This window comes from Psychrobacillus sp. FSL H8-0487 (assembly GCF_038008385.1).
Taxonomy (GTDB): domain Bacteria; phylum Bacillota; class Bacilli; order Bacillales_A; family Planococcaceae; genus Psychrobacillus; species Psychrobacillus psychrotolerans.
The window spans coordinates 3,599,323-3,625,606 of the sequence record NZ_JBBOZA010000001.1 but is presented as its reverse complement, the minus strand read 5'-3'; the positions used below and the strand labels follow the sequence as shown (position 1 = coordinate 3,625,606).

Annotated in this window: 24 protein-coding genes, 6 tRNA genes and 3 rRNA genes; 31 read left to right on the top strand and 2 right to left on the bottom strand. The window is 40.5% G+C overall.

The window, feature by feature from the left end:
- Nucleotides 1-16 precede the first annotated feature (16 nt).
- From rpsK to MHI47_RS18465, 13 genes are all read left to right on the top strand, one after another.
- Nucleotides 17-406, top strand: a complete 390-nt coding sequence (gene rpsK / locus MHI47_RS18525) for a 30S ribosomal protein S11 (RefSeq protein WP_093537843.1) — start codon at nucleotides 17-19, stop codon at nucleotides 404-406.
- Between the two features lie 134 nt (nucleotides 407-540).
- On the top strand, nucleotides 541-1,485 hold the full coding sequence (locus tag MHI47_RS18520; protein ID WP_093537842.1) for a DNA-directed RNA polymerase subunit alpha: 945 nt from the start codon (nucleotides 541-543) through the stop codon (nucleotides 1,483-1,485).
- 53 nt (nucleotides 1,486-1,538) lie between these two features.
- Nucleotides 1,539-1,919: a 50S ribosomal protein L17 gene (gene rplQ, locus MHI47_RS18515; protein WP_093537841.1), complete on the top strand. Its 381-nt coding sequence runs from the start codon at nucleotides 1,539-1,541 to the stop codon at nucleotides 1,917-1,919.
- Between the two features lie 321 nt (nucleotides 1,920-2,240).
- On the top strand, nucleotides 2,241-3,089 hold the full coding sequence (locus MHI47_RS18510; protein WP_093537840.1) for an energy-coupling factor ABC transporter ATP-binding protein: 849 nt from the start codon (nucleotides 2,241-2,243) through the stop codon (nucleotides 3,087-3,089).
- Nucleotides 3,065-3,934 carry an energy-coupling factor ABC transporter ATP-binding protein gene (locus MHI47_RS18505; RefSeq protein WP_340764021.1) on the top strand — a complete coding sequence of 290 codons (870 nt, stop codon included), beginning with the start codon at nucleotides 3,065-3,067 and terminating at the stop codon, nucleotides 3,932-3,934. The genes MHI47_RS18510 and MHI47_RS18505 overlap by 25 nt, the downstream gene beginning before the upstream one ends.
- Nucleotides 3,934-4,731, top strand: coding sequence for an energy-coupling factor transporter transmembrane component T family protein (locus tag MHI47_RS18500; protein ID WP_340764019.1), 798 nt, complete (start codon nucleotides 3,934-3,936; stop codon nucleotides 4,729-4,731). The genes MHI47_RS18505 and MHI47_RS18500 overlap by 1 nt, the downstream gene beginning before the upstream one ends.
- Nucleotides 4,732-4,746: 15 nt before the next feature.
- Entirely contained in the window at nucleotides 4,747-5,496 is a 750-nt protein-coding gene (gene truA, locus MHI47_RS18495) for a tRNA pseudouridine(38-40) synthase TruA (RefSeq protein ID WP_093537837.1), read from the top strand.
- Nucleotides 5,497-5,662: 166 nt separating this feature from the next.
- Nucleotides 5,663-6,100, top strand: a complete 438-nt coding sequence (gene rplM / locus MHI47_RS18490; RefSeq protein ID WP_093537836.1) for a 50S ribosomal protein L13 — start codon at nucleotides 5,663-5,665, stop codon at nucleotides 6,098-6,100.
- A gap of 22 nt (nucleotides 6,101-6,122) precedes the next feature.
- Entirely contained in the window at nucleotides 6,123-6,515 is a 393-nt protein-coding gene (gene rpsI / locus MHI47_RS18485; protein ID WP_093537835.1) for a 30S ribosomal protein S9, read from the top strand.
- A gap of 166 nt (nucleotides 6,516-6,681) precedes the next feature.
- Nucleotides 6,682-7,191 (top strand): GNAT family N-acetyltransferase, encoded by a 510-nt coding sequence (locus tag MHI47_RS18480; protein ID WP_340831835.1) that lies wholly within the window; start codon nucleotides 6,682-6,684, stop codon nucleotides 7,189-7,191.
- Nucleotides 7,192-7,218: 27 nt separating this feature from the next.
- Nucleotides 7,219-8,391 carry an MFS transporter gene (locus MHI47_RS18475; protein ID WP_340831833.1) on the top strand — a complete coding sequence of 391 codons (1,173 nt, stop codon included), beginning with the start codon at nucleotides 7,219-7,221 and terminating at the stop codon, nucleotides 8,389-8,391.
- A 51-nt stretch (nucleotides 8,392-8,442) separates the two neighbouring features.
- The gene (locus MHI47_RS18470; RefSeq protein WP_093538023.1) at nucleotides 8,443-9,156 is read left to right on the top strand and encodes an N-acetylmuramoyl-L-alanine amidase; all 714 of its coding nucleotides are present in this window, start codon (nucleotides 8,443-8,445) and stop codon (nucleotides 9,154-9,156) included.
- A 78-nt stretch (nucleotides 9,157-9,234) separates the two neighbouring features.
- On the top strand, nucleotides 9,235-10,287 hold the full coding sequence (locus MHI47_RS18465; protein WP_093537832.1) for an Mrp/NBP35 family ATP-binding protein: 1,053 nt from the start codon (nucleotides 9,235-9,237) through the stop codon (nucleotides 10,285-10,287).
- A 30-nt stretch (nucleotides 10,288-10,317) separates the two neighbouring features.
- Here the strand turns inward: MHI47_RS18465 and gerD are convergent, their stop codons facing one another.
- The gene (gerD, locus tag MHI47_RS18460; RefSeq protein WP_093537831.1) at nucleotides 10,318-10,920 is read right to left on the bottom strand and encodes a spore germination lipoprotein GerD; all 603 of its coding nucleotides are present in this window, start codon (nucleotides 10,918-10,920) and stop codon (nucleotides 10,318-10,320) included.
- Nucleotides 10,921-11,057: 137 nt separating this feature from the next.
- On the opposite strand from gerD, the gene MHI47_RS18455 reads away from it, so the two are divergent.
- Nucleotides 11,058-11,735, top strand: coding sequence for a KinB-signaling pathway activation protein (locus MHI47_RS18455; protein WP_093537830.1), 678 nt, complete (start codon nucleotides 11,058-11,060; stop codon nucleotides 11,733-11,735).
- Between the two features lie 68 nt (nucleotides 11,736-11,803).
- Here the strand turns inward: MHI47_RS18455 and MHI47_RS18450 are convergent, their stop codons facing one another.
- Nucleotides 11,804-12,463: a hypothetical protein gene (locus tag MHI47_RS18450; RefSeq protein WP_093537829.1), complete on the bottom strand. Its 660-nt coding sequence runs from the start codon at nucleotides 12,461-12,463 to the stop codon at nucleotides 11,804-11,806.
- Nucleotides 12,464-12,754: 291 nt separating this feature from the next.
- On the opposite strand from MHI47_RS18450, the gene MHI47_RS18445 reads away from it, so the two are divergent.
- The 17 genes from MHI47_RS18445 to MHI47_RS18365 all read left to right on the top strand — a co-directional run bounded on the left by MHI47_RS18445 (nucleotide 12,755) and on the right by MHI47_RS18365 (nucleotide 26,270).
- A 16S ribosomal RNA gene (locus tag MHI47_RS18445) occupies nucleotides 12,755-14,308 on the top strand.
- 195 nt (nucleotides 14,309-14,503) lie between these two features.
- Nucleotides 14,504-17,432 (top strand): 23S ribosomal RNA (locus tag MHI47_RS18440).
- 188 nt (nucleotides 17,433-17,620) lie between these two features.
- Nucleotides 17,621-17,736: ribosomal RNA gene (gene rrf / locus MHI47_RS18435) — 5S ribosomal RNA — on the top strand.
- The 16S, 23S and 5S rRNA genes sit together here with 6 tRNA genes alongside, the layout of an rRNA operon.
- Before the next feature lie 404 nt (nucleotides 17,737-18,140).
- Nucleotides 18,141-18,215, top strand: a tRNA-Asn gene (locus tag MHI47_RS18430).
- A 12-nt stretch (nucleotides 18,216-18,227) separates the two neighbouring features.
- Nucleotides 18,228-18,300: transfer RNA gene (locus MHI47_RS18425), tRNA-Thr, on the top strand.
- Nucleotides 18,301-18,460: 160 nt separating this feature from the next.
- Nucleotides 18,461-18,536: transfer RNA gene (locus MHI47_RS18420), tRNA-Val, on the top strand.
- Nucleotides 18,537-18,556: 20 nt separating this feature from the next.
- Nucleotides 18,557-18,640: transfer RNA gene (locus tag MHI47_RS18415), tRNA-Tyr, on the top strand.
- A gap of 6 nt (nucleotides 18,641-18,646) precedes the next feature.
- Nucleotides 18,647-18,721 (top strand) — tRNA-Gln (locus MHI47_RS18410).
- Between the two features lie 18 nt (nucleotides 18,722-18,739).
- Nucleotides 18,740-18,812 (top strand) — tRNA-Ala (locus MHI47_RS18405).
- A gap of 105 nt (nucleotides 18,813-18,917) precedes the next feature.
- Nucleotides 18,918-19,508 carry a GNAT family N-acetyltransferase gene (locus MHI47_RS18400; protein ID WP_340831832.1) on the top strand — a complete coding sequence of 197 codons (591 nt, stop codon included), beginning with the start codon at nucleotides 18,918-18,920 and terminating at the stop codon, nucleotides 19,506-19,508.
- A gap of 70 nt (nucleotides 19,509-19,578) precedes the next feature.
- Entirely contained in the window at nucleotides 19,579-20,478 is a 900-nt protein-coding gene (gene rocF, locus MHI47_RS18395) for an arginase (RefSeq protein WP_340831830.1), read from the top strand.
- A gap of 207 nt (nucleotides 20,479-20,685) precedes the next feature.
- Nucleotides 20,686-21,258 (top strand): RNA polymerase sigma factor SigW, encoded by a 573-nt coding sequence (sigW, locus tag MHI47_RS18390; protein ID WP_093537354.1) that lies wholly within the window; start codon nucleotides 20,686-20,688, stop codon nucleotides 21,256-21,258.
- 17 nt (nucleotides 21,259-21,275) lie between these two features.
- Entirely contained in the window at nucleotides 21,276-21,902 is a 627-nt protein-coding gene (locus tag MHI47_RS18385) for a zf-HC2 domain-containing protein (protein ID WP_093537355.1), read from the top strand.
- Between the two features lie 121 nt (nucleotides 21,903-22,023).
- Nucleotides 22,024-22,857: a diadenylate cyclase CdaA gene (gene cdaA / locus MHI47_RS18380; protein WP_093537356.1), complete on the top strand. Its 834-nt coding sequence runs from the start codon at nucleotides 22,024-22,026 to the stop codon at nucleotides 22,855-22,857.
- Complete coding sequence (locus MHI47_RS18375) at nucleotides 22,850-24,124, top strand: CdaR family protein (RefSeq protein ID WP_340831827.1); 1,275 nt, start codon at nucleotides 22,850-22,852, stop codon at nucleotides 24,122-24,124. Before cdaA ends, MHI47_RS18375 begins: the two co-directional genes overlap by 8 nt.
- A 33-nt stretch (nucleotides 24,125-24,157) precedes the next feature.
- Nucleotides 24,158-25,510, top strand: a complete 1,353-nt coding sequence (glmM, locus tag MHI47_RS18370) for a phosphoglucosamine mutase (RefSeq protein ID WP_093537358.1) — start codon at nucleotides 24,158-24,160, stop codon at nucleotides 25,508-25,510.
- 148 nt (nucleotides 25,511-25,658) lie between these two features.
- Nucleotides 25,659-26,270 (top strand): FMN-binding negative transcriptional regulator, encoded by a 612-nt coding sequence (locus MHI47_RS18365; protein WP_340770801.1) that lies wholly within the window; start codon nucleotides 25,659-25,661, stop codon nucleotides 26,268-26,270.
- Nucleotides 26,271-26,284 lie beyond the last annotated feature (14 nt).

The window sequence follows — 26,284 nt, the reverse complement described above, 5'->3', positions numbered from 1 at the left end:
GAGGTTTCTTCTTAACATGGCACGTAAACAACAAACACGTAAGCGTCGTGTGAAAAAGAATATCGAATCCGGTATTGCTCACATTCGCTCAACATTTAACAACACAATTGTGACTATCACAGACATGCAAGGAAATGCACTTTCTTGGTCAAGTGCTGGAGCTCTTGGATTTAGAGGTTCTCGTAAATCTACTCCATTCGCTGCACAAATGGCTGCAGAAGCTGCTGCAAAGACTTCAATGGAACATGGTATTAAAACTTTAGAAGTAACAGTTAAAGGACCAGGAGCTGGTCGTGAAGCGGCAATTCGCGCACTTCAAGCTGCAGGTCTAGAAGTTACAGCAATTAAAGACGTAACACCAGTACCACATAATGGTTGCCGTCCACCAAAACGTCGTCGCGTTTAATAGGTGATACTCAACTTGTTTGAGAACATCATTTATTGTACAGACTGAGGTTGTATTAACAGCAATCAGTTAACGATCGAATTCATGATGGAAAGAACCTATACATTCGATGTTTTGAGGGAGGGTAAATTGGAATGATCGAAATCGAAAAACCAAAGATTGAAAGTGTAGAAATCAGCGAAAATACCAAGTTTGGTAAATTTGTTGTAGAACCGCTTGAACGTGGCTATGGAAATACTTTGGGAAATTCTTTACGACGCATCCTTCTGTCGTCTTTACCAGGAGCTGCAGTTACTTCTATTCAAATTGATGGCGTTTTACACGAGTTTTCAACTATTGAAGGCGTAGTGGAAGATGTAGCATCTATTATTATGAATGTGAAAAAGCTAGCTTTAAAAATCTACTCTGACGAGGAAAAAGTCATTGAGATTGATGTTAAAGGTGAGGGAATGATTACTGCTGCTGACATTACACATGACAGTGACGTAGAAATTTTAAACCCGGAACTCTATATTGCTACAATCAGCAAAAATGGTCATTTCCGTATGCGTATGTACGCAGGTCGAGGCCGTGGCTACACTCCTGCTGTTCAAAACAAACGTGAGGATCTTCCTATCGGCGTAATCCCGATCGACTCTATTTATACTCCAGTTTCACGCGTGAATTTCCAAGTGGAAAATACTCGTGTTGGGCAAATGTCCAACTTCGATAAGCTTACACTTGATGTGTGGACAGATGGCAGCACAGGTCCTAAAGAGGCGATTTCTCTTGGAGCGAAAATTTTAACAGAGCACTTAAATATTTTTGTAGGGATGACAGACGAGGCACAAACTGCTGAAATCATGGTCGAAAAAGAAGAAGATCAAAAAGAAAAAGTTTTAGAGATGACTATTGAAGAACTTGATCTTTCTGTTCGTTCTTATAATTGCTTAAAACGCGCTGGTATTAATACAGTACTTGAGCTTGCAAGCAAGTCAGAAGACGATATGATGAAAGTAAGAAACCTTGGCCGTAAATCTTTAGAAGAAGTAAGAGCGAAGTTAGATGAGCTTGGTTTAGGATTACGTAAAGAAGACTAAACGGGTTTTGATATAGCAAGACTTGAATTATTCACCAAAGGAGGGAAACATCCATGGGTTACAGAAAACTTGGACGTACAAGTTCTCAACGTAAAGCGATGTTACGTGACTTAACAACGGACCTAATTATTAATGAGCGTATTCAAACTACTGAAGCACGTGCAAAAGAATTACGTTCTGTTGTTGAAAAAATGATCACTTTAGGTAAACGCGGAGATTTACACGCTCGTCGTCAAGCTGCGGCTTACATTCGTCGTGAGGTCGTTACTTCTACTGATGAAGAAGGAAACGAATCAACAATCTATGCTTTACAAAAATTGTTTGATGATGTAGCACCACGCTATGCTGATCGTCAAGGCGGTTACACTCGTATTATGAAAGCTGGACCTCGTCGCGGAGACGGAGCACCAGTAGTAGTAATTGAGTTAGTTTAATTTAATTTTCAGACGTTTATTCGTCTGCCAAATTGAAGAGGGTATTTGGTGGGTTTCTACCGCCCTCTTTTTTTCAAACAGATTTATACGACAATATAAAAGCAGAGTGTTACGATGAGCGGGCTTATGAAATTCTTTGAATTTTAAGAAGTGGCGTCTCGTCTAGCTCTACGCACCTCATTTTCTGGTTGGTCTTGAGCAACCAATCAAGAAATAAGTTATAGAAGAGCGCATTTCTCAAAATGAGGTGCGCGCTTTTTTAATTTATCGTAAAATGTTGTAAACTATTAGCACAGCTGAGTTGAGCAGAGGAGGTAAAGGATGAAACGCGAAATTATTTCTTTACAGGAAGTTACTTTTACATATGCAGAGGAAGATATCGGTATACGCCCAGCTATACAGAATGTCTCTTATACTATTAATGAAGGTGAATGGGTGGCGATTGTTGGCCATAATGGGTCTGGCAAATCGACATTAGCACGATTAATGAATGGTCTTCTATTTCCTCAGACGGGAACAGTACGGATATTTGGAGAACCATTAAACGAACATAATTTATGGGACACACGCTCTAAAATGGGAATGGTATTTCAAAATCCAGATAACCAGTTTGTTGGAGCAACAGTTCAAGATGATGTTGCATTTGCGTTAGAAAATAACGGCATCCCCTTTGAGGAAATGGTGGAACGAGTACATGCTTCATTAGCAAAAGTGAAAATGAGTGACTTTATGAATAGTGAGCCGCACCATCTCTCTGGTGGACAGAAGCAAAGAGTTGCCATTGCGGGAGCTATCGCGCTTCAACCAAGTATTTTGCTGTTAGACGAGGCAACTTCTATGTTAGATCCTCAGGGGAGAGAAGAGGTACTTCAAACAGTGCATGAGTTAAGGAAAGAAACTGATCTAACAGTAATCTCTATCACACATGATTTAGAAGAAGCACTTCTCGCTGATCGTGTAATTGTTATGAATCAGGGAGAGAAATATGCAACAGGGTCACCACATGAGGTATTTGAAAGAGGGCAGGAGCTAATCGATTTAGGATTGGATCTTCCTTTTGCAATGAATATGTCTAGGCTACTGCGAGCGCAAGGTGTGCAACTTGTAGCAGACCATATGTCAGAAGAAGAGTTGGTGAATGATTTATGGACATCTCACTTCAACAAGTAAGTTATGCGTATGCCAAAGATACACCATTTGAAAAAAGAGCTTTATACGATGTAGATTTACTAATTCCCTCAGGTTCTTATCAAGCTATCATTGGTCATACAGGCTCAGGGAAGTCTACAGTGCTACAGCATTTAAATGCTTTGCTGAAGCCTACAGAAGGTGTTATTCGTATAGGTGGCACGGAAGTTGTGGCAGGTAAAAAGAACAAAAAACTAAGAGAAATTAGACAAAAGGTAGGGATAGTCTTTCAATTTCCCGAGCATCAATTATTTGATGAAACAGTTTTAAAGGATATTATGTTTGGACCTATGAACTTTGGGGTGCCAGAAGAGGAAGCAAGACAACGTGCTATTGAATTAGTGAGGTTACTTGGGTTGCCTGAAGAGGTAATGGAAAAGTCACCCTTTGACCTCTCTGGTGGGCAAATGCGAAGAGTTGCTATTGCGGGAGTCCTTGCGATGAATCCGGAAGTATTAGTATTAGATGAACCGACAGCTGGGCTTGATCCAAGAGGTCGGAAAGAAATTATGGACCTGTTTTATAAACTCCATATAGAAAAAGGCTTAACGACTATTCTTGTAACGCATAGCATGGAAGATGCGGCAAGATATGCAGATCGAATTGCAATTATGCATAATGGTCGATGTGTGCTGCAAGGAATACCAAAAGAGATATTCTCTGATGAGGATCGTTTAATGGATTATCGTTTAGAATTACCTCAATCTATTAAGTTTCAAAAGAAACTAGAAGAGATGATGAACAAAAAACTGCCAAGTCTTTGTTTAACGGAAGAGGCCTTAGCAGAGGAACTTGCACGCCTGTTGAAAAAGGAGCGTGAAATCTAATGCTAGAGAAAATGATATTTGGTCGCTATATTCCGGGGGATTCTTTTATACACCGTTTAGACGCTCGTGCAAAGTTAATATTTGTATTTTTCTTTATTATGGTTGTCTTTATTGCAAATAACTGGATTACCTACGGGATCTTGTTGGTGTTTACTTTTCTTATCATTAAACTATCGAAAATTAGACTATATTTTTTGATTAATGGGTTAAAACCGGTCGTTTTTTTAATTATATTTACGTTTTTATTGCATTTGTTTTTCACTCGAGAAGGTCCAATTATATTGGATTGGAAGTTTATCAAAATTTATGAGGAAGGCTTGAAGCAAGGGATATTCATCTCAATTCGCTTTACCGTACTCGTTATTTTAACATCAATTCTCACATTAACTACTACACCTATTTCGATAACAGATGCATTAGAAATCTTGTTGAATCCATTAAAAAAATGGAAATTACCTGTACATGAATTGGCACTTATGATGTCTATTTCGTTAAGATTTATCCCAACTTTAATGGATGAGACGGATAAGATTATGAAAGCACAAATGGCTAGAGGATCTGATATGACAACGGGGAATATGAAGGAAAGAATGAATGCAATTGTACCACTTCTTATCCCGTTGTTTGTTAGTGCTTTTAAGCGAGCAGAAGACTTAGCAACAGCGATGGAAGTAAGAGGGTATAGAGGGGGCGAAGGTCGCACGAGATACCGGAAGCTAGAATGGGCGCTCAGAGACACGCTAACCCTCCTTACGCTCGTCGTATTAGCTGTAATACTGGTTTACTTTAGAAACTGATGAGGAGGGGGTAGGATGAGACTTCGAGCGATTATTAGTTATGATGGAAGTCAGTTTTCTGGTTATCAAATTCAACCAGGGAAACGGACTGTTCAATTAGAAATAGAGCGTGTCTTAGAAACGATTCATAAAGGCACAGTTGTAAAAATAGTTGCGAGTGGAAGAACAGATGCTGGTGTTCATGCAACAGGACAAGTTATTCACTTTGATAGTCCACTAACATTTCCGGTAGATCGTTGGAGCACTGCTTTGAATGTTCAACTTCCTAGAGATATTCGTATTTTGTCGATTGAGCAAGTATCGGATGATTTTCATGCCAGATACCATGCTGTTGGAAAAACGTATCGTTATATTTGGTCACTTAGTGAAATACATAGTCCTTTTGAGCGTGATTTTTCCGTCCATGCAGATCGTTACAAACCAGATATTGCATTGATGCAGGAAGCAGCTCAACATTTACTGGGAACCCATGATTTTTCAAGTTTTTGTGCAGCGAAGACGAATGTAAATGACTTTGTGAGAACTATTTACTCTATTAACTTTGAAGTGAAAAAAGAAACTCAACAACTTCAAATGGTCATTAGTGGAAGTGGGTTTTTATATAATATGGTGCGTATAATTGCGGGTACATTATGGGAAGTTGGCATTCAAAAAAAAAGTGTGGAGAGTATTTCCAAGATCCTCTCATCGTGTGACAGAAAGGAAGCAGGGAAAACCGCGCCAGCACACGGTTTATACCTTGAAAAAGTAGCGTATGGTGGATGAAACAACATCACCAGGTGTTTTACGAAAAACGCTTGACTAATTGTTGTTTCCGGGGTATGATGATGTATGGTATTTCTTAACCCCACAATATAAGCCCCGAAACTTATTGGTATGAGGATATAGAAAATTTTAGATCGATTATGATTGAATTAGGAGGACAAAATACATGCGTACAACATTCATGGCTAAGGGTCACGAAGTAGAACGTAAATGGTTAGTAGTAGACGCTGAAGGCCAAACACTTGGTCGTCTAGCTTCAGAAGTTGCAGCTATTTTACGTGGAAAAAACAAACCAACATTCACACCGAATGTTGACACAGGTGATCATGTGATCATTCTTAATGCAGAAAAAATTCATTTAACTGGGAACAAGCTAAATGACAAAATTTACTACCGTCACACTCAATTCTCTGGTGGACTTAAACAACGTACAGCTTTAGAAATGCGTACTAAGTACCCAACAAAAATGCTTGAGCTAGCTATTAAAGGAATGCTTCCTAAAAACTCTTTAGGTCGTCAAACGTTCAGCAAGCTTCATGTATACACTGGAGCAGAACACCCACATGCAGCACAAAAACCAGAAGCATACGAGCTTCGCGGATAATAATTAAGAGGAGGACATTCACTTGGCACAAGTTCAATATATCGGCACTGGTCGCCGTAAAAGTTCAGTAGCACGTGTACGTTTAGTACCGGGCGAAGGAAATATCGTTATCAACAAACGTGACGTAGAAGACTACGTACCATACGAAACTTTACGTGAAATTATTAAACAACCATTAGTAACTACTCAAACTTTAGGTAGCTACGATGTACACGTAAACGTTAACGGTGGTGGATTCACAGGACAAGCAGGAGCAATCCGTCATGGTATTGCACGTGCACTACTTACAGTAGATCCTGATTTCCGTCCAGCATTGAAATCAGCAGGATTCTTAACACGTGATCCACGTATGAAAGAACGTAAAAAACCAGGACTTAAAGGCGCTCGTCGTGCACCTCAGTTCTCAAAACGTTAATATTATATTATCAGTTCAAAGCACTTCTCGAGATTTCTCGGGGAGTGCTTTTTTTATTAGTCTTTAGGGAAAATAGACGATTGTCCAATTGTTTAAAAAGTGATTGTGTGTATATTTTGAGAGGTGTATATTTAAAAACAATAATACCTATAAAGGAGAGGAGTATATGGAGTTTACCTCACAAAGATTAATTTTTCGTCAATATGAGCAAGGGGACATGGACTTTTTATATTCGATGTTAAGCGATTCCCAGATGATGAAGTATATAGGGAATGGCAATACGCGGAATAGAGAAGAATCACATGCCTTTTTAGAAAGAATTCAGAGTCACTACAAGAAGAATGGAGAGTATGGCTTAAAGCTGCTAATTCGTAAAAAAGATGGAGTTCCAGTGGGACATGCGGGAATAATACCACAACAAATTGATGGAGAAGATGAACTAGAAATTGGCTATTGGATCGCTAAAGAATTTTGGGGAAATGGTTACGCAATAGAAGCAGCAAGTGCCCTACTTAACAGAGGAGTTGAACAGTTAGGTTTAACGCGTCTAATCTCTCTTATTCAGAAGGAAAACACCAGGTCTATCCGTATAGCCAACAAAAATGGAATGCATTTAGAGAAAGAAGTAATCTTAAAGGGTAAAGAAGTTAGTGTGTATACATATCAAAAAAAGTAATGATATAGAAAGAAAAAGAGGAAATGTATGAGAAGCAAATTTAATATTGTCACGAGCACAATTCTTGTTAGTATTTTTATTGCTCGTTTTGGAACGTTTTTAGTGTTGCCTTATTTAACGCTTTTTCTGCTCGACGAATTCCACTACTCGGGCATGCAAATTGGAACGATTATATCAACTTTGGCTCTATCCAATTTGGTAATGAGTTTTTTTGTAGGACCATATATTGATAAGTATCCGAAAAACAAAGTCATTATTATTGGGCTCATTGGATATTTAATCTGTTATTTTTATTTCCCTTTTATCGAGCATTATTCAGGGTTTATCGCATTTGCTGCTTTGCTTGGAGTAAGTCAAGCAGTGGTGGAGCCTACTTATCGAGTATTACTGAGTTTATATACAGAGCCGGAAAATCGACGGTTAATATTTAATATGCGTTACTTTTTGATTAATATATCTGCGGCAATTGCACCGCTTACTTCTGTATACTTTCAACAGTATGGAATGGCGAACTTATTTTTTATTGTAGGTTTTATTTTCTTACTTAATATATTGATCTTCATCATTATACCGTTGAAACTGAATCCGATCAGCACAACGAAGCCGTCAATATTTCATTCGTTTCATGTCTTTAAAAAGGATACTAGTTTTTTAATTTTTGTGTTGGCATTGATATTTATTAGCTTCGGATATAGTCAGTTTGACTCCACTTTTAGTCAATACTTAGGGAAGTCCTTTCACCATGAACTAGCGATACAATACTTTGCTTGGCTCATAACTACAAATGCTATTACTGTATTAGTCATTCAGTACTTCGTTTACAAGCTTGGAGAATTGATAAGCACCACTACTTCCTTAATGATTGGAAGTGGGTTATTGTCTATGGGATTATTTTTCTTTGGGCAAAGTGATTCAATTTTATGGTTGATAGCCGCGATGGTTATTTTTACTGCTGGCGAAGTATTAGTATTTACCATGGTCGATATCCATTTGGATGGAATGTGTGAGGATCAGGAGAAGGGTACTTACTTCGCTCTTTCCGGTGTAAAGTCTGTCGGTCGAATAGTGGGTCCGAGCCTAGGTGGAGTACTGTTAGATACAATGAGCAGCGGTGCTTTAGTCTTTTTCATCATTTCGGTAGTTACTTTACTGGCAATCCCATCGTTCTATTATAGTTCAAAAATACGTGGACAATTCTAATCATACTATTTGTCCTTTGTACGTATAATGAGTGAAAAAGGAGCGATGAACCTGAAAAAATGGCTAATTATCTTGGTTTTGTTTTTGATATCCCTTCTTGCAGTTGTGTATGGAACAAAAGCGAGTGATATTGGTTTCTTCTTGCCTGAACCTATGAGTGGAGTAAGAATTGTCATTGATCCAGGGCATGGGGGAATTGATGGTGGGGCTAGTAACGGGGATACAGTTGAGCGAGATATAACACTCGCTATGTCATTGAAGCTAGAGAAAAAGTTAAAGTCACAGGGTGCGACAGTAATTATGACGCGCAGCAAAGAAGGTGATGCTATAGCTGAGCACAAGCCGGATGAAGATTTTCCGACTACGAGAGCTAGAAAGGTTGCCGACCTATTGTTACGTGAAGAAATTATGAATAACTCAGAGGCGGACATAGTCATAAGTTTGCACGTGAACGCAGTTCCAGAGGAAAGATGGAGAGGTGCTCAAGTCTTTTATCATGCGGAAGGGCACGCGGGTGGAGAATTATTAGCTAAATCTATCCAAGGTTCTATTAGAGAAAAGATTGGAAACACAGAACGAGAAGCACTAGCGATTAAGCAGGTATATATTTTGAAGAAAGCAAATGCACCAGCAGTATTAGTAGAGACTGGTTTTTTAAGTAATAACGAAGAGCGGGAATTACTAAAGTCTGAAAAGTATCAAAAGCAAATGGTGGAAGCTATATCTGAAGGTGTAGTTCAATTTGTTGAGGATAATATTTACTAAGACAAAGTAGCGTATTGTAGACACTCTATTATGGTATACTATGAGGCGAATAGTTAAACTTAAGGGGAGTGTCTACAGATGATTAATGAGCAACAAGTTCGTACATTGCTAGGAGCATTAAACGACCCGTTTTTACATAGAACATTAGAAGAAACAAACGGGATATCCGAAGTGTCAATTAAAGAAGAAAAAAATCATGTAAGTGTAAAGTTAGCTATAGCTAAAATAAATTCTGCTGAACAAATGCAACTACAAGGAAAAGTTGTGGAAGTTTTAAAAGAAGCTGGAGCAGCAACAGTAGGTATTCGTTTTGAGGAATTACCTAAAGAGGTACTGGAACAATTCCGAGGGAAAACAAAAGAAAGTGATAATGAAAACATTCTTTCTCCAAACAGCAAAGTTAAAATTATTTCTATAGCTTCTGGTAAAGGTGGCGTAGGTAAATCTACCGTATCCGTTAACTTAGCTGTGGCACTTGCTCGATTAGGTAAAAAAGTAGGGCTTGTAGACGCGGATATTTATGGATTCAGTGTACCAGATATGATGGGCGTAAAAGATATCCCGCAAATCATTGAAGATCGGATCATTCCGGTAGAACGCAAAGGCGTTAAAGTAATCTCTATGGGCTTCTTTGTAGAGAATAATACACCAGTAGTATGGAGAGGGCCAATGCTTGGAAAAGTACTGGACCAGTTCTTCAAAGATGTTGAATGGGGAGAGTTAGACTTTCTTCTACTAGACTTACCACCAGGTACTGGAGATGTGGCTTTAGATATTCACCAAATGCTACCTACATCAAAAGAGATCGTCGTAACTACACCACATCCGACAGCTGCATTCGTTGCTGCTAGAGCAGGGGCAATGGCTCTTCAAACAGACCATGAAATTCTCGGTGTAATAGAGAATATGTCATGGTATGAGTCTAAATCTACAGGGGAAAAAGAATTTGTGTTTGGTAAAGGTGGAGGTCCAAAGCTTGCCGATGAGCTTCGTACTGAATTACTTGGGCAACTACCTTTAGGGCAACCGGACTGGAACGACATTGATTTTGCTCCATCCGTTTATGATGAAACACATAATACAGGGAAAATCTATCTGGAAATTGCACAAAAAGTTATTGAAAAAGCATAAAAAAGAGGCCGTTTCCTTAGTGGAGCGGCCTTATTTTTCTTCTTCTTTTTTCTTATCTTCTTCAGAGGACCCGGATTCTCCTCCTCCTCCTTCTGCTCCACCTTTTTCAGATTTACCTCCAGCTTCCTCGACTAGTTTTTGCCATTTAGCTTGTAGCAATGGGCTTTGAATAGTCTCTTCCACTACTTTTTGTATTTCTTTTCTCATATCGCTGGATTCCAATACTTTTCCTAATTCTTTTTTCATCTCTGCTGAACCAAAAAAGCTTTCTAAGTCCTTTAAATAAGTAGGGTCCTTCATTAAGGCTTTCATCAATTCCTCTTGTTGCTTAACCATACTCTTAGCCATTGTTTCTGAAAATTTGGGGTCCGAATAAACTTCCTTCCAAAAGTCCTCTGCTTCTTTTGAAAGCATCGTTTCTTCCACCGAAGTTTTCACTTGTTCGCTGTCCAATACAAGTAGTTCCTTAAATTGAGGATCTGATAATAATGTGCGAATCGCTTTTTTACCATCCTCTGTCTGTAGAGCATCGATGAACATTTTTTTGTTTTCTTCATAAGAAGGCTGAGCAGCGGGAGAACTACAACTAGCAAGAAATCCAATACTCATTAATAATAGTGCGAAGTATTTCATATATCCGTTCACCATCCTTTCGATTATTGTTCACATTTGGTTTGGAAATATGTATAGTCAGTAGGAAGAAATAGATTTTTCCTAAAAGGCTTGTTACACTTTATAAAGGAAATAGAAAATATGGAGGAAATATTGCAGTGACTATTAGAAATTGGTTCAAATTCTTTCTAAATGCCTTGTTAATTGGCGGTTTAATCACAGGTATTTTTGGTTTATTTATACGTTGGGATGATGCTTTTTCCGTATATTTTGAAGCGGGACAATGGAGTGAATTCTTTGCTGCCTTTGCCTTTATGGTAGTAATGGGCTTTACAATAAGTGTAATTGCTCAAATGGGTTTCTTTGCCTATTTAACCGTTCACCAAATGGGAGTAAATATTTTTAGAACTCTTACTTTGTGGAATTGGGTACAGTTATTAATTATTGCATTCGTTATTTTTGATTTGATCATGTTCCGTTTTAGACCTAATGCAGAAACTACTGCTCAAATATGGCTATACGTTATCTTACTTGCGGTCTTAATCATTACATCAGTAGTAGTAGCAGTCGTTAAAGCAAATCTAACGAAAAAGCATGCACTCATCTCTGCTTTGTTTTTTATGATTGTCATTTCTACTTTGGAGTGGCTACCGGTATTAATGGTACGAGCAGATAATGTCGATAGTTGGGTTACACTTTTATTATTCCCAATTCTTGCTGTGAATGCATACCAATTACTGGCTTTGCCAAAATATAACGCGCAGTCAGAAGTGGATCGGTTGAAATTAGAAGAACGAAGAAAGAAAAGAAGAGAAGCAGCATCTGCTAAGAACTAATAAAAGTTGCTCCGACTGATTGTCGGAGCAACTTTTATATTACTTTTTTTCTTTGTGCTAATTAATTTTTAATTTGGAAAGGTTTTAGTTTTTACTTTTAAGCCAAATATATTTTGTTCAATGGTAATCATTTCTGTGGATTGAACGATCTTTGTTAATTGTTGAATATCAATTCGTTCGTTTTGGTGTAGAGGAATAGATAGAATGTCTCCCTTTTCAAAACTTGGAACTTTGTTGGACCAGTACTTACTAGAACTAAGCAAATTTACTTCCTGTCCCCACGCGTCCTTTTGTAATTCAATAGGAAACTCATAATCGATTGTTCTAAACCAAAGTGGTTTTTCCCCAATTACTTGTTCGAATTGTTTAACCTCTTTTTTAAACAAAGTGGGATTTTCTATATAAGTTGATCCATTTTTACCTAAGAGGCTGATAGGTATATTTTTATCTTTCATTACTTCTATAATTTCCTCAGATCGCTCAATCCATTCGATACTTATAAAAAAATGTGGATAAGGAGCTTGTAATTCGGTTACAAACTTTTCTACGTCATCCCTTCCAAAAGTTAAATCTATTGTAATTGTATTGCCGTACGAACCTTTTGAAATAACAGCAGGTTTTTCTGTGAGCTGAAAAACAGGGAGCAGCGATGGCATTTGTTTTGGTACATTAAATAAAACCAATCCTAAAACTATTACTAAACCAACTAAGACAGCTAATTTTTTCAAGGGACACACACCTTTTCAAATCGTTTTAATTAATTTTATGATTTAGTGTTGACATTAATGTTAAAAAGATGTTAAGATACAAAGGTCGCTGAAACAAGACGACACTTAAACAACATGAACATTGAAAACTGAACATGCAAAACGTTAAGAAACATAGCTTTCAACTACTTGTTAGTATGATAGCAAAACAATTTTGGACATCATTTAATGATGATGCCAGCAAAACAAAATGAGCTTTTAAACTAGTTCTAATTTGTTCCTTCCGATGTGCTCTGCATATCGGAAGGAACTATTATGGAGAGTTTGATCCTGGCTCAGGACGAACGCTGGCGGCATGCCTAATACATGCAAGTCGAGCGAATGACGAAGAAGCTTGCTTCTTCTGATTTAGCGGCGGACGGGTGAGTAACACGTGGGCAACCTGCCCTGTAGATTGGGATAACTCCGGGAAACCGGGGCTAATACCGAATAATCCATTTCCTCTCATGGGGAGATGTTAAAAGACGGTTTCGGCTGTCACTACAGGATGGGCCCGCGGCGCATTAGCTAGTTGGTGAGGTAACGGCTCACCAAGGCGACGATGCGTAGCCGACCTGAGAGGGTGATCGGCCACACTGGGACTGAGACACGGCCCAGACTCCTACGGGAGGCAGCAGTAGGGAATCTTCCACAATGGACGAAAGTCTGATGGAGCAATGCCGCGTGAGTGAAGAAGGTTTTCGGATCGTAAAACTCTGTTGTGAGGGAAGAACAAGTACGAGAGTAACTGCTCGTACCTTGACGGTACCTCATTAGAAAGCCACGGCTAACTACGTGCCAGCAGCCGCGGTAATACGTAGGTGGCAAGCGTTGTCCGGAATTATTGGGCGTAAAGCGCGCGCAGGCGGTCCTTTAAGTCTGATGTGAAATCCCACGGCTCAACCGTGGAAGGTCATTGGAAACTGGGGGACTTGAGTACAGAAGAGGAAAGCGGAATTCCAAGTGTAGCGGTGAAATGCGTAGAGATTTGGAGGAACACCAGTGGCGAAGGCGGCTTTCTGGTCTGTAACTGACGCTGAGGCGCGAAAGCGTGGGGAGCAAACAGGATTAGATACCCTGGTAGTCCACGCCGTAAACGATGAGTGCTAAGTGTTAGGGGGTTTCCGCCCCTTAGTGCTGCAGCTAACGCATTAAGCACTCCGCCTGGGGAGTACGGTCGCAAGACTGAAACTCAAAGGAATTGACGGGGGCCCGCACAAGCGGTGGAGCATGTGGTTTAATTCGAAGCAACGCGAAGAACCTTACCAGGTCTTGACATCCCGCTGACCGGCCTAGAGATAGGCTTTTCCCTTCGGGGACAGCGGTGACAGGTGGTGCATGGTTGTCGTCAGCTCGTGTCGTGAGATGTTGGGTTAAGTCCCGCAACGAGCGCAACCCTTGATCTTAGTTGCCAGCATTTAGTTGGGCACTCTAAGGTGACTGCCGGTGATAAACCGGAGGAAGGTGGGGATGACGTCAAATCATCATGCCCCTTATGACCTGGGCTACACACGTGCTACAATGGACGGTACAGAGGGTCGCAACCCCGCGAGGGTGAGCAAATCCCATAAAACCGTTCTCAGTTCGGATTGTAGGCTGCAACTCGCCTACATGAAGCCGGAATCGCTAGTAATCGTGGATCAGCATGCCACGGTGAATACGTTCCCGGGCCTTGTACACACCGCCCGTCACACCACGAGAGTTTGTAACACCCGAAGTCGGTGGGGTAACCCTTACGGGAGCCAGCCGCCGAAGGTGGGACAGATGATTGGGGTGAAGTCGTAACAAGGTAGCCGTATCGGAAGGTGCGGCTGGATCACCTCCTTTCTAAGGATAATATCGGAATACGAATTTTTATTCGTATCTTAACGTTTTGCAGTTCAGTTTTGAATGTTCATTTTATATGAAGATTCAACTCTTGTTCTTTGAAAACTGGATAAAACGACATTGAAACAATAAACAACAAGAAATTCTGTTGTGATTATTTACGTAATCACGACGTGTAAGACTTTTTAACTTTTAGGTTAAGTTAATAAGGGCGCACGGTGAATGCCTTGGCACTAGGAGTCGACGAAGGACGGCACTAACACCGATATGCTTCGGGGAGCTGTAAGTGAGCTTTGATCCGGAGATTTCCGAATGGGGAAACCCACTGTTCGTAATGGAGCAGTACATTTGCGTGAATACATAGCGCATCTGAGACACACCCAGGGAACTGAAACATCTAAGTACCTGGAGGAAGAGAAAGAAAATTCGATTCCCTGAGTAGCGGCGAGCGAAACGGGAATAGCCCAAACCAAAAGGCTTGCCTTTTGGGGTTGTAGGACACTCTACATAGAGTTACAAAGGAATGAGTTAGACGAAGCGATCTGGAAAGGTCCGCAGGATAGGGTAAAAGCCCCGTAGTCTAAAATTCATTCTCTCTTGAGTGTATCCTGAGTACGGCGGAACACGTGAAATTCCGTCGGAATCTGGGAGGACCATCTCCCAAGGCTAAATACTACCTAGTGACCGATAGTGAACCAGTACCGTGAGGGAAAGGTGAAAAGCACCCCGGAAGGGGAGTGAAATAGATCCTGAAACCGTGTGCCTACAAGTAGTTAGAGCCCGTTAATGGGTGATAGCGTGCCTTTTGTAGAATGAACCGGCGAGTTACGATCCCATGCAAGGTTAAGTCGAGAAGACGGAGCCGCAGCGAAAGCGAGTCTGAATAGGGCGAATGAGTATGTGGTCGTAGACCCGAAACCAGGTGATCTACCCATGTCCAGGATGAAGGTAAGGTAACACTTACTGGAGGTCCGAACCCACGCACGTTGAAAAGTGCGGGGATGAGGTGTGGGTAGCGGAGAAATTCCAATCGAACCTGGAGATAGCTGGTTCTCTCCGAAATAGCTTTAGGGCTAGCCTCAAACGTTAGAATCTTGGAGGTAGAGCACTGTTTGGACTAGGGGCCCATCCCGGGTTACCGAATTCAGACAAACTCCGAATGCCAATGATTTATGTTTGGGAGTCAGACTGCGAGTGATAAGATCCGTAGTCAAGAGGGAAACAGCCCAGACCACCAGCTAAGGTCCCAAAGTATTTGTTAAGTGGAAAAGGATGTGGCGTTGCTTAGACAACCAGGATGTTGGCTTAGAAGCAGCCATCATTTAAAGAGTGCGTAATAGCTCACTGGTCGAGTGACGCTGCGCCGAAAATGTATCGGGGCTAAACAAATCACCGAAGCTGTGGATTGATACCTTTGGTATCAGTGGTAGGAGAGCGTTCTAAGGGCGTTGAAGTCAGACCGGAAGGACTGGTGGAGCGCTTAGAAGTGAGAATGCCGGTATGAGTAGCGAAAGACGGGTGAGAATCCCGTCCACCGTATGACTAAGGTTTCCTGAGGAAGGCTCGTCCGCTCAGGGTTAGTCGGGACCTAAGCCGAGGCCGATAGGCGTAGGCGATGGATAACAGGTTGATATTCCTGTACCACCAAACCACCGTTTGAGTAATGGGGGGACGCAGAAGGATAGGGTAAGCATGCTGTTGGTTATGCATGTCCAAGCAGTAAGGTGTGAATGTAGGCAAATCCGCATTCTTTAACATTGAGCTGTGATGGCGAGGACGTATGTCTAGAGTTCCTGATTTCACACTGCCAAGAAAAGCCTCTAGCGAGGTGAAAGGTGCCCGTACCGCAAACCGACACAGGTAGTCGAGGAGAGAATCCTAAGGTGAGCGAGAGAACTCTCGTTAAGGAACTCGGCAAAATGACCCCGTAACTTCGGGAGAAGGGGTGCTCTTTTGGGTTCATAGCCTAGAAGAGCCGCAGTGAATAGGCCCAGGCGACTGTTTAGCAAAAACACAGGTCTATGCAAAACCGTAAGGTGAAGTATATGGGCTGACGCCTGCCCGGTGCTGGAAGGTTAAGAGGAGTGCTTAGCGCAAGCGAAGGTGCGAATTGAAGCCCCAGTAAACGGCGGCCGTAACTATAACGGTCCTAAGGTAGCGAAATTCCTTGTCGGGTAAGTTCCGACCCGCACGAAAGGCGTAACGATCTGGGCACTGTCTCAACGAGAGACTCGGTGAAATTATAGTACCTGTGAAGATGCAGGTTACCCGCGACAGGACGGAAAGACCCCGTGGAGCTTTACTATAGCTTGATATTGAATTTTGGTGCAACTTGTACAGGATAGGCAGGAGCCTTAGAGCCCGGAGCGCCAGCTTCGGAGGAGGCGTCGGTGGGATACTGCCCTGGTTGTATTGAAATTCTAACCCATACCCGTAACCCGGGTAGGAGACAGTGTCAGGCGGGTAGTTTGACTGGGGCGGTCGCCTCCTAAAGTGTAACGGAGGCGCCCAAAGGTTCCCTCAGAATGGTTGGAAATCATTCGAAGAGTGTAAAGGCAGAAGGGAGCTTGACTGCGAGACCTACAAGTCGAGCAGGGTCGAAAGACGGGCTTAGTGATCCGGTGGTTCCGCATGGAAGGGCCATCGCTCAACGGATAAAAGCTACCCCGGGGATAACAGGCTTATCTCCCCCAAGAGTCCACATCGACGGGGAGGTTTGGCACCTCGATGTCGGCTCATCGCATCCTGGGGCTGTAGTCGGTCCCAAGGGTTGGGCTGTTCGCCCATTAAAGCGGTACGCGAGCTGGGTTCAGAACGTCGTGAGACAGTTCGGTCCCTATCCGTCGTGGGCGTAGGAAATTTGAGAGGAGCTGTCCTTAGTACGAGAGGACCGGGATGGACACACCGCTGGTGTACCAGTTGTTCTGCCAAGAGCATCGCTGGGTAGCTATGTGTGGACGGGATAAGTGCTGAAAGCATCTAAGCACGAAGCCCCCCTCAAGATGAGATTTCCCATTACGCAAGTAAGTAAGATCCCTCAAAGACGATGAGGTAGATAGGTTCGGGGTGGAAGCGTGGCGACACGTGCAGCTGACGAATACTAATCGATCGAGGACTTAACCAAATTTGTTTAACGTAACAATGTCGTTTATCCAGTTTTGAGTGAACAAGCACTCTAGTTTACATGAGGGTTTCAAGATACAAGCAGTGCTAGGAAACAAGTGAGAGAAGGAAGGAACGTACTAACGTACGTGACTGACAGATCGAATGAAGTTGACAACGCAATGCGCCGTATATTGGAAGCCGAATAAGTCTAGTGATGATGGCGAAGAGGTCACACCCGTTCCCATACCGAACACGGAAGTTAAGCTCTTCAGCGCCGATGGTAGTTGGGGGTTTCCCCCTGTGAGAGTAGGACGTCGCTGGGCACCAAAAAGAAGTCGTTACCGAGTTATATCGGTAACGACTTCTTTGTGTTTACAGAATTAAAATAAGCTGCAGGCAGTTACTGAGAAAATAGAGAGGGCTAGAAGCGTAGGTATACGTGAGAAGCGAGCGAGTGTCGCTTACGAAGACTTTAATGCTGCGTGCAAAAAACGTTATTGATAGAGTCGGCAACGACTTTTCGTGCTTTTCTTAAGTAGCTATTAGTGAATACAAACGATTAAAATTTATAAATTCCTGTTTTATTAACATAAAAAAAATCTAAATATATGCTAGTCAAAGATATATTTTAGAGTAACATAAGTTGTTGAAATATACTTTTAATACAGGCTTGAAATTTTAAATAGAGTTGCTATAATTATACTTGTACTTTAAAATAATTAAACGTTCCGAAGTAGCTCAGTGGTAGAGCAATCGACTGTTAATCGATTGGTCGTAGGTTCGAGTCCTACCTTCGGAGCCATTTTTTTGTTTTGCTTCCATAGCTCAGTAGGTAGAGTGCTTCCATGGTAAGGAAGAGGTCACCGGTTCAAATCCGGTTGGAAGCTTCTCATTAATTTATTTTAAGGAAAAAACTTGTCCTAATGTCAGATATATGATATTATAGTTCTTGTCTGGTTTTCATTTAAATAAGAAAATACTTTCAACAGAATGTATAATAGTTTTTCCAGATGGAATGCTATAACGTACTAGATTTTATAAAACCCAGGAGGATTAGCTCAGCTGGGAGAGCATCTGCCTTACAAGCAGAGGGTCGGCGGTTCGAGCCCGTCATCCTCCACCATAATATTTAAATTTAGCTTTGGAGGGGTAGCGAAGTGGCTAAACGCGGCGGACTGTAAATCCGCTCCTTAGGGTTCGGCGGTTCGAATCCGTCCCCCTCCACCAGTTTAATGGGGTATAGCCAAGCGGTAAGGCAATGGATTTTGATTCCATCATGCCCTGGTTCGAATCCAGGTACCCCAGCCAACTTTTTCAAATAGTATTGGGGCCTTAGCTCAGCTGGGAGAGCGCCTGCCTTGCACGCAGGAGGTCAGCGGTTCGATCCCGCTAGGCTCCATAAATATAGTAAAACTCTTTCAACCTAAAGTTGAGAGAGTTTTTTTATGGGTGAAAATACTTTTCAATATAGTGCATTTTCCTTTATGATGAAATAAAAAGCGAGGTGTACAATTTGACTGAGACACTAACCTATGGGGATGTAACCTTACGTCCATTACTAACTTCAGATAGTGGAGCATTGTGGGAACTGTATGAACCCAAAATTTTTGAATTTATGTTAAATAAAATAGAAAACAAGCAACAGCTAGAAAAGTGGTTGGCAGTTGGTATTCACCAAATGAATGTTGAGGGGACAGCTCTTGCATTTGTAGTAGAAAATACAGAAACAAAAGAAATTATGGGTACCACTCGTATTTATGGAATAGACCAGACAAATTATAGTTGCGAGATAGGCTCTACTTACTATGGGAAACAGTATCAGCGTACACACGTAAATACGACGTGTAAATATTTATTGTTAAAGTATTGCTTTGAGCAAATGGGGACAATTCGTGTTCAGTTTAAAACAGATGAGTTAAATGTATCTTCTCAAAGGGCAATTGAACGAATTGGCGGTGTAAAAGAGGGTATACTGCGAAATGAACGGATACGATCTAATGGTTTTGTTCGAAATGCGGTTGTCTACTCTATTACAGATAGCGAATGGTCGGAAGTGAAATACAAGCTAGTTCAATTAATGAATAAATATTCGTAATTATGCTTGGTTGAGCCAAACACCCTCTAGCATTTACAATAGATGTAAGAACTAAAGGGGGCATAAAATTATGAATAAATTAAATATATCAATTATCGGGGTCCCAATGGATCTAGGGCAAAATAGACGAGGTGTCGATATGGGACCGAGTGCTATACGATATGCTGGGGTAGTGGAGAGACTTCAAGAGCTTGGTCACTCTGTAGATGATGTAGGGGACATTGCAATAGGTAGAAGAGAGACATCTCAAAATACGAAATTACGTAATCTAGAAGAAGTGGTGGCAGCTAATACAATACTTGCTAACCGAGTTCACAATATTATTGGGGAAGGCAATTTTCCAATAGTCCTTGGCGGGGATCATAGTATTGCTATAGGAACACTTGCTGGATTGGCAGATCGCTATGAAAACTTGGGAGTTATTTGGTATGATGCACATGCCGATTTAAATACTGCTGAAACATCGCCGACTGGTAATATTCATGGGATGCCACTTGCAGTAAGTATTGGATTAGGACATGAGGAGTTAGTGAATATTCGAGATTTTGCACCGAAGATTAAACCAGAGAATGTTGTTATTATAGGTGCTCGTTCGGTAGATCCAGGAGAACGTGAACTGATCAAAGAAAAAGGTATTAAAGTATTTTCTATGCATGAAATTGACAAGCTTGGAATGTCTGAAGTAATGACACAAGCCATTCAGTATTTTGTGGATCGTAAGGTTGATGGAGTGCATCTTTCACTCGATTTAGATGGTCTAGATCCACTATATACACCCGGCGTAGGAACTCCCGTGGCTGGTGGGATCTCATATCGAGAAAGTCATTTAGCAATGGAAATGCTCTATGCTTCAAATATGATCACTTCTGCTGAATTCGTAGAAGTAAATCCAATTTTGGATGAAAAAAATAAAACAGCTGATGTAGCAGTAGGACTAATGGGATCACTATTAGGAGAAAGCCTTATTTAAGAAGGGTATATAGGGACCAACATTATTCATAGATAAGTTAAATAGCTCAAAAGAAAAAGCGGACATGTTGTCTGCTTTTTCTTTTTGATAATCCAGACAAAGTTGGAAAAGTTTGATAATATTAAGATATTATAAATAAATGAAACCTGTGGATACCTTCATACGTAAAGGTAAGACAGCCGCATGGGGCGGAGGCGAGATATCACGATGGATGCGTTAGTGAATAAACGAATAAAACAAGTATTAAAGGGTGATAAAGACGCATTCGCGGAGATTGTCGACCTGTATCAGCATAGACTATTTCAAGTGTGCTTTAGGATGCTTGGGAACCGTCATGAAGCAGAAGATATAGCTCAAGAGGCGTTTGTCCGTGCTTTCATCAATATTCATACGTTCGATCAAAAAAGAAAATTTTCAACTTGGCTGTATAGAATTGCTACTAATTTATGTATTGATCGTATTCGTAAAAAAAAGCCGGATTACTATTTAGATGCAGAAGTAAGAGGTACAGAAGGCCTTGATATGTATTCTCAAATTGCAGCCTCTGATGAACTTCCAGAAGAAGAACTCATGAAACTGGAACTACAGGAACGTATACAGTATGAAATTAGTAGACTTCCCGATAAATATAGATCGGCTATTGTATTAAAGTATATGGAAGAATTATCTTTGCAAGAAATAAGCGAGATATTAGATTTGCCACTTGGAACAGTTAAAACAAGGATTCATAGAGGACGAGAAGCGCTTAGAAAACAGTTAAGCAGACAGCCTCATATATAATATAGGAGGGAATCAAGATGAATGCGTGTCCAGAACGAATTGTTCACTTTATGCACGAATATTTAGATGGTGAAATCAGCCGTGAACATGAGCTGGAACTTAAATCTCATTTGCAATCATGCGAAGCTTGCCAGGCTCATATGCATGAGTTAAGCGATGTTGTTGCTTTCGTCAAAGGAGCTGCTCACATAGAGGCACCAAATGATTTCAATCATTCGGTTATAGCTAGATTGCCGAAAGAAAAATCTTCTGCAGGGGTTAGTAAATGGTTGCGACGTCATCCAGTTCTTGCAGCTGCTGCAATGTTCTTATTATTGATGAGTAGTGCACTTTTTACGAACTTTAATGATGAGCAACAATTCTCCTTTACTAAGCAAGAAAACGTTCTTGTAGAAGGAGAAACAGTTATTATACCTGAAGGACAAGTCGTTAAGGGAGATCTGGTTGTTCGAAACGGGGATGTTCAGATTGACGGAGAATTAGATGGAAACTTAACGATTATCAATGGAACTGCATATATGGCTTCTACTGCGAATGTTACCGGAACTAGTGAAGAAATCAATGAAGTATTTGACTGGCTATGGTTCCACATTAAAGACGGTGCGAAGAATGTTGTGTCATTCTTTGAAAAAGAGGACAAATAGAAATGAAAGTCTATCCATAAATATTATTGGATAGACTTTTTGTGTTCCAAAAGCGAGGGATTATCGTAATTATGTTATACTTATTTAGAATGGATTAGTGAGGAAAAGTGGGGGATGCCACATGTCGTTTATGGAGCAATTTACAGACCTTATGCCAGTAAACGTTATTGTAAATATTTTGGATGTTTTATTTGTATGGTTTGTTATTTATAAGGTTATTACCTTGATTAAAGGAACTAAAGCAGTTCAATTGTTAAAAGGAATTTTTGTGATTGTTATTGCAAGAGTTGTGACGGACTTTTTCGGCTTAAATACGCTTGACTGGTTATTGGATCGAGTAATTGAGTTTGGGTTCTTAGCTATTATTATTATTTTCCAACCGGAAATAAGAAGAGCACTTGAACAGATCGGTAGAGGGAAGTTATTCTCTAGAAGCACCATGCAGCTGGAAGAAGAACAAGGTCGACTCATAACAGCCATGACGAAATCGATTAGTTATATGGCAAAGAGAAGAATTGGTGCCCTCATCTCCATAGAGAGAGAAACCGGTTTGACCGATTATATAGAAACGGGTATTCCGTTAAACTCTTATATCACATCAGAGCTTCTTATTAATATATTCATTCCAAATACTCCACTTCATGATGGAGCCGTTATTATAAAAAAAGATAAAATTGCTTCAGCAGCATCCTATTTGCCTTTGTCTGAAAGTCCTTTCATATCGAAAGAATTAGGTACGAGGCATCGAGCTGCAATTGGTTTAAGTGAAGTGACAGATGCGATAACGATTGTTGTTTCAGAAGAAACTGGGGCGATTAGTTTAACCTCCAATGGAGATTTACGAAGAGATTTATCGTTAGAGGAATTTGAGACCCATTTAACTCGCCTTTGGTTTCCAGTGGAAGAGCAAGTAACTTCTTCTAAATGGTTATGGAGGGGGAAACAAAATGGATAAAATGATGAATAATCCATGGTTCTTGCGGATAACTGCACTAATATTAGCAATCGCACTTTTTATAAGTGTGAGAAGTGAATTAGAAAGCGATAATAAGAATGCAAGTGGTAATGACGTTGATGTCATTCGTGATATCCCTCTAGAAGTTTATTATGACCATGAAAACCTGGTTGTAACTGGTCCACCAAAGACCGTCAACGTAAATGTTGAAGGTCCTAAAAACTTAGTATTATCGGCTAAGTTGATGAAAGATTTTAAAGTTTTTGTAGATCTTCGGGAACTAACTATAGGTACTCATCGAGTTCCGGTTTCAACTGAAAACTTCATAGAAAAGCTTAATGTGCGAACAGATCCTCAATATGTAGATGTAGTGATTGAAGAGCGTATTTCTCGAGAGTTTAATGTTGAAACAGATATGAATGAAGGATTGTTGGCTGAAAACTATGTAGTGAAGTCCTATGAAGTAAAACCACAAAAAGTAACCATTACTGGAGCAAAAAGTGTTATCAATAGCATAGGTTATGTAAAAGCAACAGTCGCAGGAGATCAAGGCATGAATAAGTCCTTTGAACAGGATACAACAGTCAAAGTACTCGATCTTGACTTAAATAAGTTAGACGTTGTCGTTGAACCAAGCTCTGTTCACGTAAGTGTGAAAATAGAAGAGTATAGTAAAGTGGTACCGTTAGCTCTAGTAAAACAAGGTAATCCCAAAGAAGGGGTCACCATAAATGAGCTCACTACAAAGACAGATTCAATTCGATTATATGGACCAAAAGCAGTCCTTGATAAAATAGATCAACTAAATGTTGATGTAGATCTAAGTAAAATAGAGAAGACTGGTAGCTTTGATATGAAATTAGCTTTACCAGAAGGGGTTACAAAACTGTCAAAAGAGGTAATAGAGATTACTGGCGATGTTACGGTTGTGAATGACCCTGATTCAGAAGAAACGGTGGAACAGGAAGAACCTGTTTCTACTATTTCAGAAAAGTCATTTGAGCAAGTACCTATAACCGTAAGAGGCTTACCTGAGCAACTGATAAGTTTTTTTGAAAAACCTACGGATGGCATCGTGACAGTCGTTGCTAAAGGGACAACAGAGGCCTTAAATAAGCTTCAATTAAATAATCTATCTGTATATGTAGAAGCAACTAATTCCGAAGTCGGAGAAAGTACTCTCCCTATACAAGTAGAGGGTTCTTCTGATGTAGAATGGCAAACTTCTGAACAAGAAGCAGTCCTAACAGTTAAAGAATCTTTATAGATAGTACAACAGGATTTTAAGGAGAGAGTATAAATGGGAAAATATTTTGGTACAGATGGAGTTAGAGGAGTAGCAAACTCAGAACTAACACCAGAACTTGCATTTAAATTAGGTAGAGTTGGTGGTTATATACTAACGAAAGATGTAACAGATCGTCCAAAAGTGTTAATTGGTCGAGATACTCGTATATCTGGTCATATGCTAGAGGGGGCACTAGTTGCTGGTCTATTATCTGTTGGGGTTGAAGTAATGCGTCTAGGTGTTGTTAGTACACCAGCTGTAGCTTATTTAACGAGAGCTATGAGTGCAAGTGCCGGAGTAATGATCTCTGCATCTCATAATCCTATGGCAGATAATGGTATAAAATTCTTTGGGTCGGATGGATTTAAATTATCTGATGGACAAGAGGAAGAAATTGAGCAGCTTTTAGACCAAGATATAGATGAATTACCACGTCCAACTGGGGCAGATGTTGGTTCTGTATCTGATTACTTCGAGGGTGGTCAAAAGTATATTCATTACTTGAAACAATCAATAGATGAGGAATTTGTAGGAATTCATGTAGCTCTTGACTGTGCAAATGGTTCAACATCGTCTCTTGGAACACATGTATTTGCTGATTTAGATGCTGATCTATCTACAATGGGTTCTTCACCAAATGGGTTGAATATTAATGATGGTGTTGGTTCTACGCATCCAGAAAACTTAGCGAAGTTTGTTCTAGAAAAAGGAGCAGACGTAGGGCTTGCTTTTGATGGCGATGGAGATCGTCTGATTGCAGTAGATGAAAAAGGACAAATTGTAGATGGTGACCAAATTATGTATATTTGTGCCAAACATCTTCATGCAAATGGACGTTTAAATAACGGGACAGTTGTTTCCACAGTGATGAGTAATATGGGCTTCTATAAAGCATTAGAAACACATGATATGACTAGTGTAAAAACAGCGGTTGGAGATAGATATGTAGTAGAAGAAATGAAAAAGAATGGCTATAACCTAGGTGGGGAGCAGTCAGGACATATCGTTTTCCTTGACTATAATACTACAGGTGACGGTTTGTTGACTGGGTTACAGCTCGTGAATATTATGAAGGTAACAGGGAAAAAACTTTCCGAGCTTGCTGCTGAAATGACAATCTATCCACAAAAACTTATAAATGTTCGAGTGACAGATAAGCATGCGGTAACAGAAAATGAAAAAGTAGCAGCTATTATTAGTGAAGTAGAAAGTGAAATGGCTGGAAATGGTCGTGTCCTTGTACGTCCATCGGGTACTGAGCCATTGGTTCGCGTAATGGTAGAAGCAGCAACTGAACAGGAATGCGAAACCTACGTAAACCGCATCGTAGAAGTTGTAAAAGCTGAAATGGGACTTGAAGAATAAGTGTAAAGAATCACATTTCAACAATCTGCGAGCTATGTAAATTACTAATATCGATCCCTTTCTCTTTTCGAAGAGTTAGGGATTTTATGATATTATGAATAAAAGCGAGTGAGTTTCTAAAGACCATAGACAAATAAAGGAGGTACCTATGTATATTCCTAAACGATTTAAGGTAGATGACGAGAAAGAAATTTGGTCCTTTCTTAAGCAACACACGTTTGCAACATTGGTTACAACAGATAAAGGGAGACCAGTAGCAACGCATATTCCTGTAATGGTTAAACGCGAAGGAGAAGAAATTGTGGTAAGTGGGCATTTGGCATATGGTAACCGACAGTGGCGCACGCTTAATGAGGAGCAGGAAACCTTGATAATTTTTCAGGGACCTCATTCCTACATTTCTTCTTCATGGTATGAAGAGCAGCAAGTCCCGACATGGAACTATCAGTCCGTTCATGTGTATGGGAATGTTAGTCTCCAAACGCAAGAGGAACTAATAGACGATTTGAAGACGCTTCTACACGTATATGAGCATCATCGACAACATCCGGTATTGTGGGATACACTATCACCTGAGCTTCTTGAACGGGAATTGAAAGGTATAGTTGGATTCAAACTTACCGTTACAGACATTCAAGCAGCCTATAAAATGAGCCAGAATCGAAATGACAGAGATTATGCCAACATCATAACGCAGCTTCATCAAGAAACTTCACCTGAAGCCCATCAAGTGGCTCAGGAAATGAAAAAGTTACGCTAAAAAATTTTATGTTT